At 64.5% G+C, this 16,020-nt stretch carries 17 protein-coding genes; 14 read left to right on the top strand and 3 right to left on the bottom strand.

All coding sequences use genetic code 11. From position 1 onward, the window contains the following. The first annotated feature begins 141 nt into the window (after nt 1-141). Genes traA through SSA01S_RS15005 form a run of 3 tightly spaced genes read left to right on the top strand, consistent with a single transcriptional unit; the run spans nt 142 to nt 4,088 of the window. Nucleotides 142-3,072 carry a Ti-type conjugative transfer relaxase TraA gene (gene traA, locus SSA01S_RS15015; protein ID WP_061781014.1) on the top strand — a complete coding sequence of 977 codons (2,931 nt, stop codon included), beginning with the start codon at nt 142-144 and terminating at the stop codon, nt 3,070-3,072. A gap of 9 nt (nt 3,073-3,081) precedes the next feature. After that, on the top strand, nt 3,082-3,813 hold the full coding sequence (locus tag SSA01S_RS15010) for a DUF6118 family protein (RefSeq protein WP_061781013.1): 732 nt from the start codon (nt 3,082-3,084) through the stop codon (nt 3,811-3,813). A gap of 5 nt (nt 3,814-3,818) precedes the next feature. Further along, nucleotides 3,819-4,088 (top strand): TehB family protein, encoded by a 270-nt coding sequence (locus SSA01S_RS15005; RefSeq protein WP_061781012.1) that lies wholly within the window; start codon nt 3,819-3,821, stop codon nt 4,086-4,088. Nucleotides 4,089-4,114: 26 nt separating this feature from the next. Here the strand turns inward: SSA01S_RS15005 and SSA01S_RS19620 are convergent, their stop codons facing one another. Further along, nucleotides 4,115-4,252 carry a hypothetical protein gene (locus SSA01S_RS19620; protein ID WP_156477841.1) on the bottom strand — a complete coding sequence of 46 codons (138 nt, stop codon included), beginning with the start codon at nt 4,250-4,252 and terminating at the stop codon, nt 4,115-4,117. A 186-nt stretch (nt 4,253-4,438) separates the two neighbouring features. Between SSA01S_RS19620 and SSA01S_RS15000 the strand changes: the two genes are divergently transcribed. Continuing rightward, entirely contained in the window at nt 4,439-5,362 is a 924-nt protein-coding gene (locus tag SSA01S_RS15000; protein WP_244885692.1) for a GGDEF domain-containing protein, read from the top strand. Then, nucleotides 5,359-5,559: a hypothetical protein gene (locus SSA01S_RS14995; protein ID WP_042490936.1), complete on the top strand. Its 201-nt coding sequence runs from the start codon at nt 5,359-5,361 to the stop codon at nt 5,557-5,559. The genes SSA01S_RS15000 and SSA01S_RS14995 overlap by 4 nt, the downstream gene beginning before the upstream one ends. Nucleotides 5,560-5,569: 10 nt before the next feature. On the opposite strand, the gene SSA01S_RS19850 is transcribed toward SSA01S_RS14995, so the two are convergent. Continuing rightward, complete coding sequence (locus SSA01S_RS19850) at nt 5,570-5,905, bottom strand: response regulator (protein WP_061781011.1); 336 nt, start codon at nt 5,903-5,905, stop codon at nt 5,570-5,572. 174 nt (nt 5,906-6,079) lie between these two features. On the opposite strand from SSA01S_RS19850, the gene SSA01S_RS14985 reads away from it, so the two are divergent. The 3 genes from SSA01S_RS14985 (at nt 6,080) to SSA01S_RS14970 (ending at nt 8,706) form a co-directional block, all read left to right on the top strand. Continuing rightward, nucleotides 6,080-6,682: a sensor histidine kinase gene (locus tag SSA01S_RS14985; protein ID WP_061781010.1), complete on the top strand. Its 603-nt coding sequence runs from the start codon at nt 6,080-6,082 to the stop codon at nt 6,680-6,682. 149 nt (nt 6,683-6,831) lie between these two features. Continuing rightward, nucleotides 6,832-7,290, top strand: a complete 459-nt coding sequence (locus tag SSA01S_RS14980) for a globin domain-containing protein (protein ID WP_061781009.1) — start codon at nt 6,832-6,834, stop codon at nt 7,288-7,290. Between the two features lie 52 nt (nt 7,291-7,342). After that, nucleotides 7,343-8,706, top strand: a protein-coding gene (locus SSA01S_RS14970) for an IS3 family transposase (RefSeq protein ID WP_370592090.1) whose coding sequence is annotated in 2 segments (ribosomal slippage) — nt 7,343-7,690 and nt 7,693-8,706 — 1,362 coding nt in all. Because the reading frame shifts where the segments join, the coding sequence is not laid out codon by codon here. Between the two features lie 469 nt (nt 8,707-9,175). Here the strand turns inward: SSA01S_RS14970 and SSA01S_RS14965 are convergent. Further along, a complete protein-coding gene (locus tag SSA01S_RS14965; RefSeq protein WP_244885691.1) occupies nt 9,176-10,663 on the bottom strand; it encodes a helix-turn-helix transcriptional regulator in 1,488 nt (495 codons plus the stop codon). A 149-nt stretch (nt 10,664-10,812) separates the two neighbouring features. On the opposite strand from SSA01S_RS14965, the gene SSA01S_RS14960 reads away from it, so the two are divergent. The 6 genes from SSA01S_RS14960 (at nt 10,813) to SSA01S_RS14935 (ending at nt 15,970) form a co-directional block, all read left to right on the top strand. Further along, nucleotides 10,813-11,214, top strand: a complete 402-nt coding sequence (locus SSA01S_RS14960) for a YsnF/AvaK domain-containing protein (protein ID WP_061781007.1) — start codon at nt 10,813-10,815, stop codon at nt 11,212-11,214. Then, nucleotides 11,201-11,827, top strand: coding sequence for an OmpA family protein (locus SSA01S_RS14955; protein ID WP_244885690.1), 627 nt, complete (start codon nt 11,201-11,203; stop codon nt 11,825-11,827). The genes SSA01S_RS14960 and SSA01S_RS14955 overlap by 14 nt, the downstream gene beginning before the upstream one ends. 36 nt (nt 11,828-11,863) lie before the next feature. Further along, nucleotides 11,864-12,718: a DUF2382 domain-containing protein gene (locus SSA01S_RS14950; protein WP_061781006.1), complete on the top strand. Its 855-nt coding sequence runs from the start codon at nt 11,864-11,866 to the stop codon at nt 12,716-12,718. A 67-nt stretch (nt 12,719-12,785) separates the two neighbouring features. After that, nucleotides 12,786-14,159, top strand: a complete 1,374-nt coding sequence (locus SSA01S_RS14945) for a mechanosensitive ion channel (RefSeq protein WP_061781005.1) — start codon at nt 12,786-12,788, stop codon at nt 14,157-14,159. Beyond that, nucleotides 14,156-14,524: a hypothetical protein gene (locus SSA01S_RS19615; protein ID WP_147276303.1), complete on the top strand. Its 369-nt coding sequence runs from the start codon at nt 14,156-14,158 to the stop codon at nt 14,522-14,524. The genes SSA01S_RS14945 and SSA01S_RS19615 overlap by 4 nt, the downstream gene beginning before the upstream one ends. A gap of 135 nt (nt 14,525-14,659) precedes the next feature. Next, complete coding sequence (locus SSA01S_RS14935) at nt 14,660-15,970, top strand: cation:proton antiporter (protein ID WP_061781003.1); 1,311 nt, start codon at nt 14,660-14,662, stop codon at nt 15,968-15,970. Nucleotides 15,971-16,020: the final 50 nt, after the last annotated feature.

The following is a 16,020-nucleotide window of genomic DNA, read 5'->3' as shown; positions in this document are numbered from 1 at the left end:
TGCTCGGGGAGTGTGCCAGAGCAGACAGGGAGTGCAAGCCCAAAGTGCCAGATAGTCAATCAGCAGGAGCAGAGCGGATGATGAGTGCGCGCTTATACGTCATTGCCGACGTGCGCTAAGTAAGGCAGATTGCGGAGCGTCATGGCGATCTACCATTTCAGCGCCAAGGTAATCAGCCGCGCGAAGGGCTCCAGCGCGATTGCGTCTGCTGCCTATCGCTCGGCATCGCGGCTGTTCGATGAGACGCTGAATCGCCATCACGATTTCTCGAACAAGGCCGGCGTCATCCACTCCGAGGTGCTATTGCCGCAAGGCGCACCGGAGCGTCTGTCCGATCGCACGGCCCTGTGGAACGAGGTGGAGGCAGGGGAGAAGCGCAAGGATGCCCAGCTTGCCCGCGAGGTGGAGTTCTCGATCCCACGCGAGATGAACGAGAAGCAGGGCGTGCAGCTCGCGCGCGACTTCGTGGAAGAGCAGTTCGTGAAGCGCGGGATGGTCGCTGACCTGAACGTCCATTGGGACAAGGCGGAGGACGGCAGCCCCAAGCCGCACGCGCACGTGATGATGACGATGCGCGAGGTGGGGCCGGACGGATTTGGCAAGAAGGCTCGGGACTGGAACGGGACCGAGCTGTTGCAGGAATGGCGCGAGGCGTGGGCGGCCCATGTCAACGAGCGCATGGCCGGGCTTGGGCTGGAGGGCCGGATCGATCATCGCTCCTATGCCGACCAAGGCATCGAGCTAGAACCGCAGCACAAGATCGGGCCGATGGGAACGCGGCGTCTGGAGGAGGACGAGCCGCACCGGCGCGCCGACGATCATCTGCGGATCGCACGCGAGAACGGCGAGAAGATCGTCGCGGACCCGAGCGTGGCGCTCGATGCGATCACGCGGCAGCAGGCGACCTTCACCACCCGCGACCTGGCCGTGTTCGCGTTCCGCCATTCGGACGGCAAGGAGCAGTTCGACCGGGTGATGGCGGCGGTGCGCGCCAGCCCCGAGCTGGTGGCGCTGGGCAAGGACGGACGTGACCAGGAGCGGTTTACCTCTCGCGAGATGATCGCGACCGAGGCGCGGTTGGAGAAGGCCGGGGATGAGTTGGCAGCGCGGAGGGAGCATGGTCTCCCGGCAGCGGTGCTCGACAGAGCGAGAGCCGTTGCCGGGAGTGAAGGGCTCGTGCTCGGGGATGAGCAGCGGGCCGCGCTGGAGCATGTAACCGGGCCGAGCGGCATCTCCAATGTGATCGGATATGCCGGCACCGGTAAATCCGCCATGTTGGGCATCGCGCGCGATGGATGGGAGCAAGCGGGTTACACTGTCCGCGGCGCGGCGCTCTCCGGCATCGCGGCCGAGAGCCTTGAGGGCGGATCGGGCATCCAGTCCCGCACCATCGCCAGCTTGGAACATGCGTGGGCGCAGGGCCGCGACCAGCTTTCCCGCAATGACGTGCTGGTGGTGGACGAGGCGGGCATGATCGGCACCCGCCAGATGGAGCGGGTGCTGTCCCATGCCCGCGACGCCGGCGCGAAGGTGGTGCTGGTGGGCGATCCCGAGCAGTTGCAGGCGATCGAAGCCGGAGCGGCGTTCCGGTCGATCAGCGAGCGCCACGGCGCGGCCGAGATCACCGAGGTTCGCCGGCAGCGGGACGACTGGCAGAAAGACGCGACGCGCTCGCTCGCCACGGGCCGCACCGGGGACGCACTGCACGCCTATGAGAGCCGGGGCATGGTGCAGGCGGCCGACACGCGCGAGACGGCGCGGGCCGAGCTGGTCGATGGCTGGGATCGGCAGCGCCAGGCTGAGCCGGAGCAAAGCCGGATCATTCTCACCCATACCAATGCCGAGGTGCGCGAACTGAACCAGGAAGCGCGCGAGCGGGTGCGCGCATCGGGCGGGCTGGGCGAGGACGTGGGCGTCACCGTCGATCGCGGCCGGCGCGAGTTCGCATCCGGCGACCGGATCATGTTCCTGCGCAACGAGCGCAGCATGGGCGTGAAGAACGGCACCCTGGGCACGCTGGAGCAGGTCGGCGAGGGCCGCATGGCGGTGCGGCTCGATGGCGGCAGCCGTGTCGCGTTCGACCTCAAGGATTATGCCCATGTCGATCACGGCTATGCGGCGACCATCCATAAGTCGCAGGGCGTGACGGTCGATCGCGCGCATGTGCTGGCGACGCCGGGGATGGACCGGCACGGGGCCTATGTCGCCATGTCGCGGCATCGCGATGGCGTGCAGCTCCACTATGGCCGCGACGACTTTACCGATCAGCGCCAGCTCGCCCGGGTCCTGTCGCGTGACCGCGCCAAGGACATGGCTGGCGACTATGCCGCATCGTCGGACAATGATCGGGCGCGCGCGTTCGCCGAGCGGCGCGAGATCCGGTTCCCGGAACGCGCGCGGGAGATCGCCGCCAAGGTGCGCGACAAGGCCAAGGGCATGTTCGACGGCTTCCGCCCGAAACCAACGTCGCCCGAGCCGGCGCGCGACGGCAAAGGGGGTCCGATTAACACCGGCTCCGAGCGGGGATCGCCCGCGCCCAATCAGGCCAAGGCGATCGAACGCTATGCGCGCGCTCAGGCCGATATGGACCGGATGCGCGAGAAGGGCTTGCCTGTGCTCCCGCACCAGAAAGAGGCGCTGGCGAAGGCCGGGGGCGCGCTCGATCGGGTGCGCCCCCAGGCGGCCCGGGATTTGTCGTCCGCGTTCGAGCGCAACCCCGCACTGGTGCGCGACGCGGCCGAAGGCAAAGCCGGCGGGGCGGCGCGGGCAATGGCCGAGGAGGCCCAGGTCCGTTCCAATCCCGAACTGCGCGCCGACCGCTTCGTGGAGCGCTGGCAAGGCATGGCGCGCGAGCGGGCCGAGCTCGCGCGCAGCGGCGATCGTGCCGGCGCGGAGCGCACGGCCAAGAAGATGGATGGTTTGGCGGGAGGGCTGCATCGCGATCCGCAGCTCGAATCCGTGCTGCGGCGGCGCGCGCCCGAGCTGGGGCTGGAGATGCGTCGGGATCGTCCGATCAGCCAGGAATTGACCCGTTCGCTGGAAATTGGCCGCGACCGAGGATTGAGCCGATAAGGAGAGACAATGGCGGACGAGGAATGGGAGGAAGGCGGCGACGCGGCAACGGAGGCGTTCGAGCAGGTGCGCGTTGCGGTCGAGCAGCAGCGCGGCGAACTAGCGTTGATGCGCCGCGCCATCGAGGGACTGGCGGCCGAGCGCACCAGCATCGACGTGCCGGATTATTCCGAGACGCTGGGGCATGTCGTCCAAGGGCTGGACGGCATCAACGGACGCCTGGACCAGGTTACGACGGCCATCGTGAAGTCGCCGGCGCTGGCGATGACGCCTGCGCAGGTTTCGACGCAGATCAATCGAGCGGCGGCCGACCTTCGCAGCGCCGATCATGCCGCCCTCGCCACCGCCACCAACGAGATGAAACAGCAGGGGCGCGAGCTGCGCACCGTCGTTCAATCGGCGCTGACGGCGCGGGATCAAAAGAACCGTCAACTATGGTTCGGGCTGGGCGGGTTGCTTATCGGCATCCTCCTCTGGTCCTTCCTGCCCGGTATGGTCGCGCGCGAGATCGCGCCGGCGAGCTGGCAATGGCCCGAACGCATGGCGACGCGGGTTCTTGCCGAGGCGACACCGTGGGATGCCGGGCAGCATCTTATGGCGAGCGCATCGCGGCCGAGCTGGGAGGCGATTGTCGCGGCCGACAGGTTGCTGCGCGACAATCGAGAAAAGATCGAAGGATGCCGGCAGACCGCAAGGAAGGCGGATCAGCCGGTGCGATGCACGATCCAAGTAGGAGCATAGAAATAATGGTGCTTCCCTACCGCTCGACGCCCATATTCGATGAGGTGACATTGCCCGCTGCCCTGCGCTCCGAGCATCGCACCAAGGCCGGTGTGTGGGGCGTGATCCGGGTCATCGAAGGGAGATTGAAGCTTACCTGTCTCGATCCGGCCTCTGAGGTGATCCTTACACCCGATCGGCCAGGGCTGGTGCTTCCGGAACAGCCGCATTTCGTCGAACCGCTCGGAGCCATGCGGATGCAGGTCGATTTCTACGATCAGCGGCCAAGCCTCTAGGGAGAGCCATGCCCAAAACAGCCTTGTCATTCCCGCTTCTTGCCATCCTCGCACTTGGTGGCTGTGTGGCGAGCGCTCCGGCATCGAACCCGAGCGCGCGCCGGTTCAACCTCCGCCGCCTCACGCATCGCCGACAAAGCCGGGTTGGTGATCTTCTTAGCCATCTCGTCCTCCTCATCTTGCAGCAACAGCGCAGCGTTGCCCCGCTTGGATGGGAAGGAAAGGACCTCAGCTAAACCACAACCGGTTCAGTGGCCGGCACGTCCCCGAAATGGGGCGTGCCGCCGGCTGCACGGGAACACTTGGGACGGGAATGAGCTTGGAGAACCTTTTGACCGAGTAGGACATGCGTGAATAGTCATCTGCCTGTCGGCCGCCTCGCCGATCGCCTTCATTCCCTGCCGCGTGAGCGCGCCTGGTTCGCGATTCTCCTCAGCGTCACGGCGCTGGCGCTGGCGAACGCGCATTTTCCCCGGATTGGTCTCGCGCCGCTCTATATGCCGATCGTCTGCGCCGCCTGCTGGGCGCTGGGAAGTCGTGCTGGCTATCTGGTGGCGATCGTCGCGGCCGTTCTCGCCGTCGTGCCGCATCTCGCCGAACTTCCAGGGCTCTCCCCCGCCCTGCTCGGGGCAAGGATGGCCGTGCGCGCCGTCACCTATGTTATCGTCGCCGCCATTGTTCTCAGCTTCCGCCGGTCCTTTGATCGGGAGCACCACCTGGCGGTGCGTGACCGCATGACCGATGCGCTCAACAAGGAGACGTTCCGCGAGCGCGTGATCCATCGTCTCGATCTAGCGGTGCCTGCCCGGCAAACCTTCCTGCTCGCGATCCTCGATCTCGACGATTTCAAGGGCATCAATAACCGCCACGGCCATGTTGCCGGCGACGAGGTGCTGCGCGCCTTCGCGCAGGGCGCACGGAAGACCATCCGGCGCGAGGACGATTTCGGCCGGATCGGCGGCGACGAGTTCGCCTTTTTGCTTCCCGTCCATTCGGCCGAGGAAGGGGTGTATTTCGCCCGCTCGCTCCACAAGCGCCTGTCATCGGTTCTGGCCGACACGTCTCATCCGGTGACGTGCAGCATGGGCGCGCTGCTGATTCACCCTGATACCCCGCGTGACGAACCCTCGTTGATGCACGCGGTCGATCAGCTCATGTACGCGGTCAAGCGCGCCGGGAAGAACGCCGTGGAGATCGGCCGCGCAATGACCGATCGAGACCGGGACACCCTTGTTCCGTCAAGGCTCCGGGTTCCCATCGAAGCATGTCTATGACGAACGACGACACAGCCCTCTCGCTTATGAGGATGGCATTGGCCCAACTGGATCGGAGCGGCCGAGGCGCGACGGCCACCGCCGTCCATTTGCAAGCCGCGATCGACGCCGCGACCGGAGCCGGCCCGATGCAACCCGGCGAGCTGCTGGACGACGAGGGGGCGTTTCCTTTTGAGCCTCTTGCATCGCGTCAGTGAAGCAGCCCTGTTAGGCGGGGTTGAGCGCGCCAGAAAGCGCCCCGATCAGCAGCTCGCGCGAAGCGGGCTTGTGGAAGGTCGGGCGTGAGGCGTGGGCAGCCGGGATCATGCTGGCCGCACCCGTGGCGAAGATGAAGGGCACGCCGCGACGGTCCAGTTCGTCCGCGATCGGGAACGAGGTTTCGGAGCCAAGTTGCACATCGAGGCTGGCGACATGAGGCGACGAGTCCAGCGCCGTCAGGGCGTCCCGCACACAATCGACAGGGCCGACAACTTCCGCGCCTGCTTCGGTTATTATCTCGACCAGCGTGGCCGCGACCCAATAATCATCTTCGACAACCAGCACGCGAAGGCCGCTGATCCCACCTTGTGTAGTCATGTCGCACCAAGCACTTACGCAGCCGTCCCACCGACCAGCGCAATAACGCGGCGTCTGGCTCTGTGCTCCACGCGGACGTGCAAAATGTTCGTCCTGGGCTCCCGATTGCTCTAAGTAGCCGGGTAGGGGGCACGTAGAGTTATGGTCGATACTGAAACCCGGATTCGTGAGCTTGAGCATCGGTTCAGGAACATTTTCACTGTCGTTCGTTCCCTTGTCAGCCAGAGCTTGCAGGCGGCCGATTCGATCGAAGACGCCCGATCTTCCATTGACGAGCGATTGGCGGCGCTGGGCAACGCGACCGAGCAGCTTCTATCCCACAACTGGCAGGCGGCGCCCCTGCCCGCGCTGGCGGAAAATGCGCTGGGCCACTTCACCCTCTACGCGGAGCGGCTTCGCCTCGACGGCCCCACGGTCATGATCGGTCCCAGGGCGGCGATGACGTTGACCCTCGCCTTTCACGAGCTGGCGACGAACGCGATCAAATATGGGGCCCTGTCCAATGAGGCGGGCACGATCGAGCTGACATGGAAGGTGCTGGATTCGGGCACCGAAGCCGAGCTTTGGATGCAATGGGCCGAACGGGGTGGCCCGCCAGTCGTCAGGCCCGAGCGGCGGGGCTTTGGGTCGCGGCTGATATGCACGGCCGTGAGCCGCAGCTTGCGCGGCCGTGCCGAGATGGAGTTTCCCGCCTCGGGCGTCGTGTGGACCTTGCTCGCTCCTCTGGCTGCGGTCGAGCTATGATCGAATGCGGATATGGGATACCCCGACGCTAAGCCTTGGGTTCATCGCGCATGCCTGTCTCTCCGGCCCACGCTCCTTGCTCGATCGGGTCCCTCTCGCCACTTTGATCGTCTCTTTTGTCAGGGTCCTGAAATCCGGAGCACGTCTGTATGTCCAAACCGCTTTCCCCCGAAACAATGGCTTTGGTAAAAGCTACGGCGCCTGCGCTCCAGCAGCACGGCGTGGAGATTACCACGCGCATGTATCAGCGCCTGTTCGTCGATCCGGAGATCAAGGCGCTGTTTGACATGGCCGCGCACGAATCCGGCGCGCAGCCCAAGCGGCTCGCGGCGGCGATCCTCGCCTTTGCGCAGAATGTGGACAAGCTCGACGTGCTGAAACCCGCAATCGAGCGCATCGCCGCGCGCCATGTCGAGACCCATATCAAGCCCGAACATTATCCTGCGGTCGCCAACGCGCTGCTGCCGGCGATCCGCGACATATTGGGCGAGGCGGCAACCGATGAGATTCTGAACGCCTGGGGCGAAGCCTACTGGTTCCTGGCCGATATCCTTATCAACCGTGAGGCGCAGCTCTGTCCGCCGTCAGCACCAATGGCACAGATTTGAGGTTGTGATTTAAGGAGGATCTGGGCTTCGTCGTAGTGACGAAGGAACGAAGATGAAGCCCAGATCCTCCAATGTAAAATCGCCCGCCAAGGCCCCAGCAGAGCGGGTAGTGAAGGACATCCGCCGACAGACCCGGCGCCACTTTTCGGCCGAGGACAAGATCCGCATCGTGCTGGATGGCCTGCGCGGGGAAGACAGCATCGCCGAGCTATGCCGCAAGGAAGGCATTGCCCAGAGCCTGTATTACACCTGGTCGAAGGAGTTCATGGAAGCTGGCAAGCGCCGCCTGGCCGGCGACACCGCCCGTGCCGCGACCACCGGAGAGGTCCAGGACCTGCGCCGCGAAGCCCGGGCCCTGAAGGAATGCGTGGCCGATCTGACACTGGAAAACCGTCTGCTCAAAAAAAGCATGGTCGCGGATGGGGACAACGACGAATGAGATATCCCGCATCCGAGAAGCTCGAGATCATCAGAACCGTCGAGCAGTCGCACCTGTCGGCCAAGCGCACGCTGGACCAACTCGGCATCCCTCGTCGGACATTCTACCGCTGGTATGATCGCTACCTCGAAGGCGGGCCGGAGGCGTTGGAAGATCGGCCATCGGCGCCGAGCCGGGTGTGGAACCGCATCCCGGCGGGCATCCACGACCAGATCATCGAGCTGGCGCTGGAACAGTCTGAGCTGAGCCCCCGGGAATTGGCCGTGCGCTTCACCGATGGGCAGCGCTACTTCGTGTCGGAATCCACGGTTTACCGCCTGTTGAAGGCCCACGACCTGATCACCAGCCCGGCCTATGTCGTGATCAAGGCTGCCGATCAGTTCCACACGAAAACCACGCGGCCGAACGAGATGTGGCAGACCGACTTCACCTACTTCAAGATCATCGGGTGGGGCTGGATGTATCTGTCGACCGTGCTCGACGACTTCTCGCGCTACATCATCGCCTGGAAGCTGTGCACCAACATGCGAGCCGAGGACGTCACCGACACGCTGAACCTCGCCCTGGCGGCTTCTGGTTGCGACAGCGCCACGGTGCTGCACAAACCCCGGCTACTCAGCGATAATGGCCCCAGCTACATCGCGGGTGAGCTGGCGGAATACATCGAGGCCCGGAAGATGAGCCATGTCCGCGGCGCCCCGTGTCATCCCCAAACCCAGGGCAAGATCGAGCGCTGGCACCAGACCCTGAAAAACCGCATCTTGCTGGAAAACTACTTCCTGCCCGGCGACCTCGAAGCCCACATCGAGGCCTTCGTCGAGCACTACAATCACCAGCGATACCACGAGAGCCTGGCCAACGTGACGCCTGCCGACGCCTACTTCGGCAGGGCTCCGGCAATCATCAAACTGCGCGAAAGGATCAAGCGACAGACCATCGAACATCGGCGCTTGCAGCACCGCAAGTTCGCCGCCTAACATCAACCCCCTGACGAGGTCCGCACTCCGCTAATCTACGCCGCGAGTTGTGCCGAATGTTCTGACGACGGACAATCTGCACCTTCTCAAGATCGGCAATGGCCTGATGATCTTCGATCGACCAACCCTCACCTTTTGGCCGTTTCGGCCCCTTTTGTAATCGACCGATGATTGAGGCGGCCTCGTAGACCTCCTGCACGCCGCCATGGCCGCCCAGATCAAGCCGGTGCGCGATTGTCGTGAGCCGATCCACGAAGTTCGTGCGGGCCGCCGCCCCGCTCTGGTGCGCAAGAGCGGCAGGCCCTGCCTTCAGAGCCGTGGCGAGAACATCCAATGCATCATTATATGGGGTATCTGGCATGATAGCTGTCCTTCTTTGCTTTGCCGATCCCCTCGTGAGTGACTCATGGTCTCCGGCTATTGCTGTTGAAGACCATTACTGGATTGCGGCCGCACGGTTGCATTTGTTTTAGGCAAAGCCACGTTCCCGAGCCCAAGCAATGGCTGCGGCGCGCCGATTGACACCGATCTTTCCGTAGATGCCGGCAACGTGGTTTCGCACCGTGTTTCCCGAAAGCGACAAATGCTTCGCGATCACCTTGTCGTCCAGGCCCTCGCAGATAAGCCCCAGCACCTCACGCTCACGAGGCGTCAGGTCGGCGGTCTCAGTGGCGGTTTCGGCGCGCGGATTACGCAGGGTTGCGAGCTTGTCCATCACGGTCCGGCTAAACCAGCTTGCATCCTTCATCACCGCTTCGATCGCGTCGGCCAGCTCCAGCTCGCTTTTCCGCCGCGCCGTGATATCTTGATAAAGCCATAGCGTGCAGCGGTCGCCCCTGATCTCCATGCGCTCGGCCGAGAGGAGGCAGTCGACCGGTTGCCCGTCTGCATCGATCAGCCGGACGTCGCGGTTGCGCACGCCCCCGCTTCGATCCAGCTCCTGCTGCACCTCCTCACGCTGCGCCGGATCGGCCCAAAGCTCGGGATCGCCGGCGGCTCTGCCGATCGAGCCGGCCGAGCTGCGACCAGTGAGGCGAACGAACGCGTCGTTCACGTCCATTGTGCGGTGGCTGTCGGGCGAAGTCAGCACCATCGCCACGGGCGCCATCTCAAACAGGGTATGAAAGTGTGTCTCGCTCGATCGAAGCGCCCGTTCGGCTTTCCGGCGGGGCTCCAGATCGGCGAAGGTAAACAGCATGCACTTGTCGTCGCCGACTTCGATCGGCTGACCGGCGATGATGACGAGCTTGGTATTGCCGTCCGGCAGCGGCAGCTCCGCTTCCATCTGCGGGATCGTCCGGCCTTCCGCAAGGCACTGCCTGGCATAGTCCTTTCGCTCGGCACCGTTGAGAATGTCGAGATCGTAGAGGCTGTTCCCTTGGACCACCTGACGGGGGTAGCCGGTCATTTCGAGAAAGCCGCGATTTGCCCGGCTAAATCGCTGATCCGAGAGCCGCATAATGAGCGCCGGCGCGGGGTTGGCCTGGAACATGGCCTCGAACCGCGCCTCCGCTTCATACTGTTCGGAAACGTCCTGAATCACGAGCGCGAGGCAGTCCGGCTCTTCGTCGTCCCCGGTCATCACGACGTCGCGCACCCGATGGGTCCAACGACGTTCATCGCTGCCGGCGGCACTCACCTCCACCACCAGGTCCGGGAAGCTCTCGCCCGCCAACATGCGGATGACAGGATATTCGCGGTTGGCGAGCCGGTGCCCGTTGCGGAACCGGAGCGCGAACCGCTGCGCATAGGTGTCGGCGTTGCCACCGAGCCCTTCGAGCTTGTTGACGCCGTGCATCGCCAGCGCAGCATCATTGGCCCAGATGATCGTTCCGGCCAGGTCGATCAGGATGACGCCGGCCGTCATGCCGCCAATCAATTGTTCGAGGTGGGTCAACGTGTCGCGTGCGAGAACGCGGGAGAGCGGATTGGCCATGCCGGTAGAGCGCCGCGCCATAGGATGATGTTCCTCGCAGATAATGAACGGCTCGGCGAGAACTACTGCACCGGTAGTAGCAAACTACCAGCTCGATCAACCCGGAAAGAGTTAGCTCCGGGACACTTTAAAGGTTCGGCGGCGTTAGGTGGCAAAGCTGAAGGACAGGCATGCCCGACGACATTCGCCTACCGATCATTGAGGAGGAGGCGCACGTTACCAAACGTGCGACCGACGTCGAGCATGTCACGGTCCGCACCGTGCCCGAGCAGGAGCAGGTCGTTGTTCGTGACGAGGTTCGGCGCGAGCACGTCGAGATCAGGCGCGTAGCGGTCGAACGCGAGGTCGATCGAGCCCCCGCTGTCCGTGAGGAGAACGGCGCCACAATCATTCCCGTGATCGAGGAGCGATTGGTTGTCGAGAAGCGGCTTTTCCTCGTCGAGGAGGTCCACATCTTCCGGTCGGCGCAGGCGGAGGCGGTCGAGCTGCCGACCACGCTCAGGCGCACCCGCATCGAGGTCGACCGCACCGATCTCACCAAAACCCAGGAGGATGTTCATGGCAGGACCTAACGATGACAGGCCGGAGGGCGCACCGAGTCACATCCATATCGAGAAGAACAAGGGCTTCAACTGGCTCCCTTGGTTGCTGCTTGCGCTCGGGATTCTGGCGTTGCTGTTCGCTCTGAGCCGCTGCAACCGTGAGGACACCGCTGCCGTCGCTCCCGCTCCTACGGCCGCCCCGACCGAGGTTGTCGCGTCGACCCCGAACGCCGGCTCCGCTGACGCGCTGGTCGGCACGTCCGGTCTCGGCACCTATCTGGCCGGCACGGAGCCGCTTCCCCGCACCTTCACCTTCGAGAAGCTCAACTTCGACACCGCCAAGAGCAATATCCGACCCGCCGATGCTGCCGAGGTGAACGAGGTGGCCGCGACCCTCAAGCAGTATCCGAACGCCCGAATCCGCATCGCCGGCTACGCCGACGCGAGCGGCACCGATGCAGCCAACATGGCGCTCGGCAAGGCCCGAGCCGATAGCGTCAAGTCGGCGCTCGTCGCGCAAGGCATCAACGCCGGCCGCATCGAGACTGTCTCAGGCGGCGAGACCGATCCAGTCGACACCAACGCTACCGCTGGCGGTCGCTTTGAGAACCGCCGCACCGAACTCGTCGTGACGGCGAGGTAAGCCGCCAAATCCCGTCTCAATCGCAGGAGTAAGATCATGTCCAGCACCATCACCGCTCTGTTCGACAGCCGCGCCGACGCCGAGGCAGCCAAAGACCGGCTCAAGAGCGCGCGGATCGACGCCGACCACATCCATATCCACGACAAGTCGAGCGCCGGTTACAAGGAGACCGGCTACTCGACCCATGAGGACCGCGGCTTCTGGGACTCGATCAAGAACGCGTTCGTGCCCGATGAAGACCGCCACACCTATGAGGAAGGCGTGCGCCGCGGCGGTGCGCTGCTGACCGCCGACGTCGATGACGATTGCGTCGACGAGGCGGTGCGCGTGCTCGAAGAGGCCAACTCGATCGACATCGACGACCGTTCGAGCCAGTGGCGTTCGTCGGGCTGGGATTATCCGGGCACCGGCGCCGCTGCCGGTGCGACCGGGGCCGCTCTCGGCAGCTTCGACCGTCGCGAGACCGCCGGCCGCACGGCCGAACAGGAAGAGGTGATCCCGATCGTCGAGGAGCAACTGGTCGTCGGCAAGCGCGACGTCAGCCGCGGCGGGGTGCGCGTGCGCTCCTATGTGACTGAAACGCCGGTTCACGAGCAAATCCGCCTCCGCAACGAGCGGGTCAACGTCGAGCGGCGCTCGGTCGATCAGCCGCTTTCCGCGGCCGATACCGACGCCTTCCGCGAGCGGACGGTCGACATGACCGCGACCGGCGAGGAAGCGGTGGTCGGCAAGACCGCCCGTGTCGTCGAGGAGGTCGTGGTCTCCAAGACGGCCGAGGAGCATGTCGAGGAAGTCGACGACACCGTGCGCCGTACCGACGTCGAGGTCGACCGCGACACCGACGTCGAGACCCGCGGCTCGACCTTCCGCGACACCGACAAGCGTATCTAGTCGGTGGAGCCCGGCGCAGGTGAGAGCCTGTGCCGGGCTCACATGCTTTGCCAACAGGGAGACGGCGATGAACCCGAACTATGTGACAGCGGACGGCATGGTCGCCGGCACCCGCAACTTCGGCGACACCGCCGTTCTTTACCTACAGGAGTGGGGGCCGCGCGTTCTTGCCGCGGCCGTCATCCTCCTGATCGGCTACCTTTTGGCGAGGGCCGCCAAGTGGGGCGTCGCCGCGCTGGTCAACAAGACGCCGCTGGCGCGTCACGCGCACCGGCAGTCCGGTATTCCCGAGACGGGCCGCAACCCCAAGAGCGTCGGTGCCCAGGTCGGTGATGCGGCCTTCTGGATCGTGATCCTGATCGCGCTCGTGCTTGCCGCTCAGCCGCTTGGCCTGGCCGCTGCCACCAGCCCGGTCGGCCGAATGCTCAACCAGTTCGGCGCCGCCATCCCCAACATCATCGGCGCAGGGCTGATCTTCTTCGTCGGCTACATCGTCGCCAGCGTCGCCAAGAAGGCGGTGGAGGCGGTGCTGACAGCCGCCCGCACCGAGCAGCTCGCCGAACGCGCCGGGATGGCCAAGGCCGATCCCACGACGCTGCCGCGGATGGTCGGCGGGATCGTCTTCGCGCTCATCATTATCCCGGTCGCGATCGCCGCGCTCGATCAGCTCAACATCCGCGCAATCTCCGATCCGGCGACCGCGATGCTCCGCATCATCCTCGACAGCATCCCGCACGTTGTCGCAGCCGCGATCATTCTCGCGCTCGCCTATGTGATCGGCCGGTTCGCGTCGCAACTCCTCAGCCAATTCCTGAGCGGCACCGGCTTCGATCGCACGATCAGCGCGCTCGGCGTGTTCCCCTCAAGCACGACGCCGGCGGCCGGGGTTCCGTCAACTTCCGCAGGGGCCTCCGCGACGCCAGCGCTAGTGCCATCCAAGCTGCTGGGTAACGCCGTGTTCGTCGCCATCATCATCTTCGGCCTGATGGAGGCGTTCCGGCAACTCAACTTCGCCTACGGCTCGCGCATGATGGCGGAGATCCTGACCCTGCTCGGCTCGGTCGTTTTCGGTGCCGTCATCATCGCCGCAGCCATCGCCATCGCAAAGCTGGTGTCGACGGTCGTGCGCGCGGGCGGCGGGGCCAATGCCGAGCTGACCGCGAAGATCGTGCACGTTGCGATTATCGTGCTCGGCACCGCCATCGGCCTGCGCTTCATGGGTCTCGCCGACGACATTATCAATCTCGCCTTCGGCCTGATCCTGGGTGCCATCGCTGTCGCTTTCGCGCTCGCCTTCGGTCTCGGCGGACGGGATGCCGCTGCTAAGCTCGTTCAGCGTCTCAGCGGCTCGGCCGCAACACCCCATCCGCCGATCGCGCCGCAGTCGAGCACCACCCTCCGTCCGGGCAGTTCGACGCCGAGCGAGGAACCGCAGTCATGAGACGAGGGCTACGCCTCCAGCTCGTCGGGCTGGCACTGATCGCGTTCGTGGGGGCCTGTGACGGCCCCCGCGAGGATGCCGGCGAGCAGGCCGACGCCAACGCAGGTGTCGTATCGAGCGAGGATACGATCGAGAAAGGGCCGGCGGAGCGGACGGGGGAAGCCCAGGATCGTGCCGCTGACAGTCTGAACGAGGCGATCGAAGCACGTGCGGACGCCGCCGAGGACCAGGCGGACGCCGTTCGCAGCGAAGCCGATCAGCGGGCGGATGCCTTGGAAGAAGAAGCCCGCAGGGTTCGCGCGACTGCCGAGAAGAAGGCGGATGCGACGGAAGATCGTGCTGACGCAATTCGGCAGCGACAGTAACAAAGGCCCGCAAGAGGTCTCGCGTAATGAACTGGGAGCCAGGCTGTGTTCGGTCCCTGTCTGCTCATTCCGCCAGGCTGATGCGACATCCATCTGAAGCGCTCGGAACGCGCTACTGCCTGGAGAGCGGCGCAGGTGCCCAGCTTTTCATCGCCTGAACCCTATATCCTCTGGCTGACAGGTGCCGGAGTCCTGATCGCCCTCGTAGCATGGCTGCCGCTTGCGTTGAAACGATTGCCGCTGTCGCTGCCGATCATCTGTATCGGGATCGGAGCCGTGGTCTTCTCGTTGCCGGCTGTGTCGCTGCGGCCTTTGCCGCTGTCTTACGCCGACATCACCGAGCGCTTCACCGAGTTCATCGTTATCATCGCGCTGATGGGCGCAGGCCTGAAGCTGGATCGCGTATTCAGCTGGCGCCGATGGAATGTGACCTGGCGGCTGCTTGCGGTCACGATGCCCCTCAGCATCGCGGCGATCACGGCGATCGGAGGCTGGGGCTTGGGCCTGTCATGGATCGCGGCGCTTCTGCTTGGGGCTTGCCTCGCTCCCACTGATCCCGTGCTCGCGTCAGACGTGCAGGTCGGTCCTCCCAAGACCGGAGAGGAAGATGAGGTGCGCTTCGGTTTAACGTCAGAAGCGGGCCTGAACGACGGTTTTGCCTTTCCGTTCGTCAACCTCGCTATCGCGCTGGGCATTTCGGCGAGCACCGGAGAGCCTTGGGCGCGCGAATGGGTGTTCCATAGTGTTTTGTGGGAAATCGGCGTGGGTGTCGTCGGCGGTTGGTTGATCGGCCGCCTGTTCGGCTGGCTGACCTTTCACGTGCCAGCGGAAACCAAGCTGGCTCAGACCGGGGATGGCCTGATCGCCATTGCCGCGACTTTCGTCTCCTACGGCGTGACCGAGCTGCTCAACTGCTACGGCTTTCTGGCTGTCTTCATCACCGCATTGACGCTTCGCCGCTCGCATCGCGATCATGAGTTCAACCGCGAGATGCACGACATCACCGAACAGGTGGAGCGCATCGGCATGATGGTGCTCCTGATCCTGTTCGGTGGTGCGCTGGTCAGTGGGCTCCTTCAACCGATTGGTTGGGTAGATGTACTGGCCGCTGCGATCATTATCCTCGTCGTGCGGCCCGTTACCGGCCTGATAGGGCTTGCCGGTTTGCGGGCAGACCTCTCCGAGAAGATGGCCCTTGCCTTCTTTGGCATCCGCGGTGTCGGCTCCTTCTATTACCTGGCTTATGCACTGAACCACGTTGAGCTTGCCGGAGGCGAGCGGCTGTGGGCCATCGTAGGATTGGTGGCGCTGTTTTCCATCCTCCTCCACGGGCTGACCGTCACGCCGGCTATGCGTCTCCTAGACAAGCTACAGGGACGCGATCCGGATGCCGACCTGCCGCCGCCAGGATTGAAAGGCCCTGCGGCGGATACAGAGCGAGCTTAGGTTGCTGGTGTCATAACCGGACGGTTTTGACACCAGCAAGTCACCCTAGC

Origin of the sequence: Sphingomonas sanguinis NBRC 13937 (genome assembly GCF_001591005.1) — a bacterium.
Classification (GTDB): domain Bacteria; phylum Pseudomonadota; class Alphaproteobacteria; order Sphingomonadales; family Sphingomonadaceae; genus Sphingomonas; species Sphingomonas sanguinis.
The sequence above is the reverse complement of the archived record's forward strand: the minus strand, read 5'-3'. Positions and strand labels throughout refer to the sequence as shown.

What these genes read in the sequence shown, in the direction of transcription:
- traA (WP_061781014.1), top strand. Translation starts at nt 142, where the DNA reads ATGGCGATCTACCATTTCAGCGCCAAGGTAATCAGCCGCGCGAAGGGC.
- SSA01S_RS15010 (WP_061781013.1), top strand. Translation starts at nt 3,082, where the DNA reads ATGGCGGACGAGGAATGGGAGGAAGGCGGCGACGCGGCAACGGAGGCG.
- SSA01S_RS15005 (WP_061781012.1), top strand. Translation starts at nt 3,819, where the DNA reads ATGGTGCTTCCCTACCGCTCGACGCCCATATTCGATGAGGTGACATTG.
- SSA01S_RS19620 (WP_156477841.1), bottom strand. Translation starts at nt 4,252, where the DNA reads ATGGCTAAGAAGATCACCAACCCGGCTTTGTCGGCGATGCGTGAGGCG.
- SSA01S_RS14995 (WP_042490936.1), top strand. Translation starts at nt 5,359, where the DNA reads ATGACGAACGACGACACAGCCCTCTCGCTTATGAGGATGGCATTGGCC.
- SSA01S_RS14985 (WP_061781010.1), top strand. Translation starts at nt 6,080, where the DNA reads ATGGTCGATACTGAAACCCGGATTCGTGAGCTTGAGCATCGGTTCAGG.
- SSA01S_RS14980 (WP_061781009.1), top strand. Translation starts at nt 6,832, where the DNA reads ATGTCCAAACCGCTTTCCCCCGAAACAATGGCTTTGGTAAAAGCTACG.
- SSA01S_RS14965 (WP_244885691.1), bottom strand. Translation starts at nt 10,663, where the DNA reads ATGGCGCGGCGCTCTACCGGCATGGCCAATCCGCTCTCCCGCGTTCTC.
- SSA01S_RS14960 (WP_061781007.1), top strand. Translation starts at nt 10,813, where the DNA reads ATGCCCGACGACATTCGCCTACCGATCATTGAGGAGGAGGCGCACGTT.
- SSA01S_RS14955 (WP_244885690.1), top strand. Translation starts at nt 11,201, where the DNA reads ATGGCAGGACCTAACGATGACAGGCCGGAGGGCGCACCGAGTCACATC.
- SSA01S_RS14950 (WP_061781006.1), top strand. Translation starts at nt 11,864, where the DNA reads ATGTCCAGCACCATCACCGCTCTGTTCGACAGCCGCGCCGACGCCGAG.
- SSA01S_RS14945 (WP_061781005.1), top strand. Translation starts at nt 12,786, where the DNA reads ATGAACCCGAACTATGTGACAGCGGACGGCATGGTCGCCGGCACCCGC.
- SSA01S_RS19615 (WP_147276303.1), top strand. Translation starts at nt 14,156, where the DNA reads ATGAGACGAGGGCTACGCCTCCAGCTCGTCGGGCTGGCACTGATCGCG.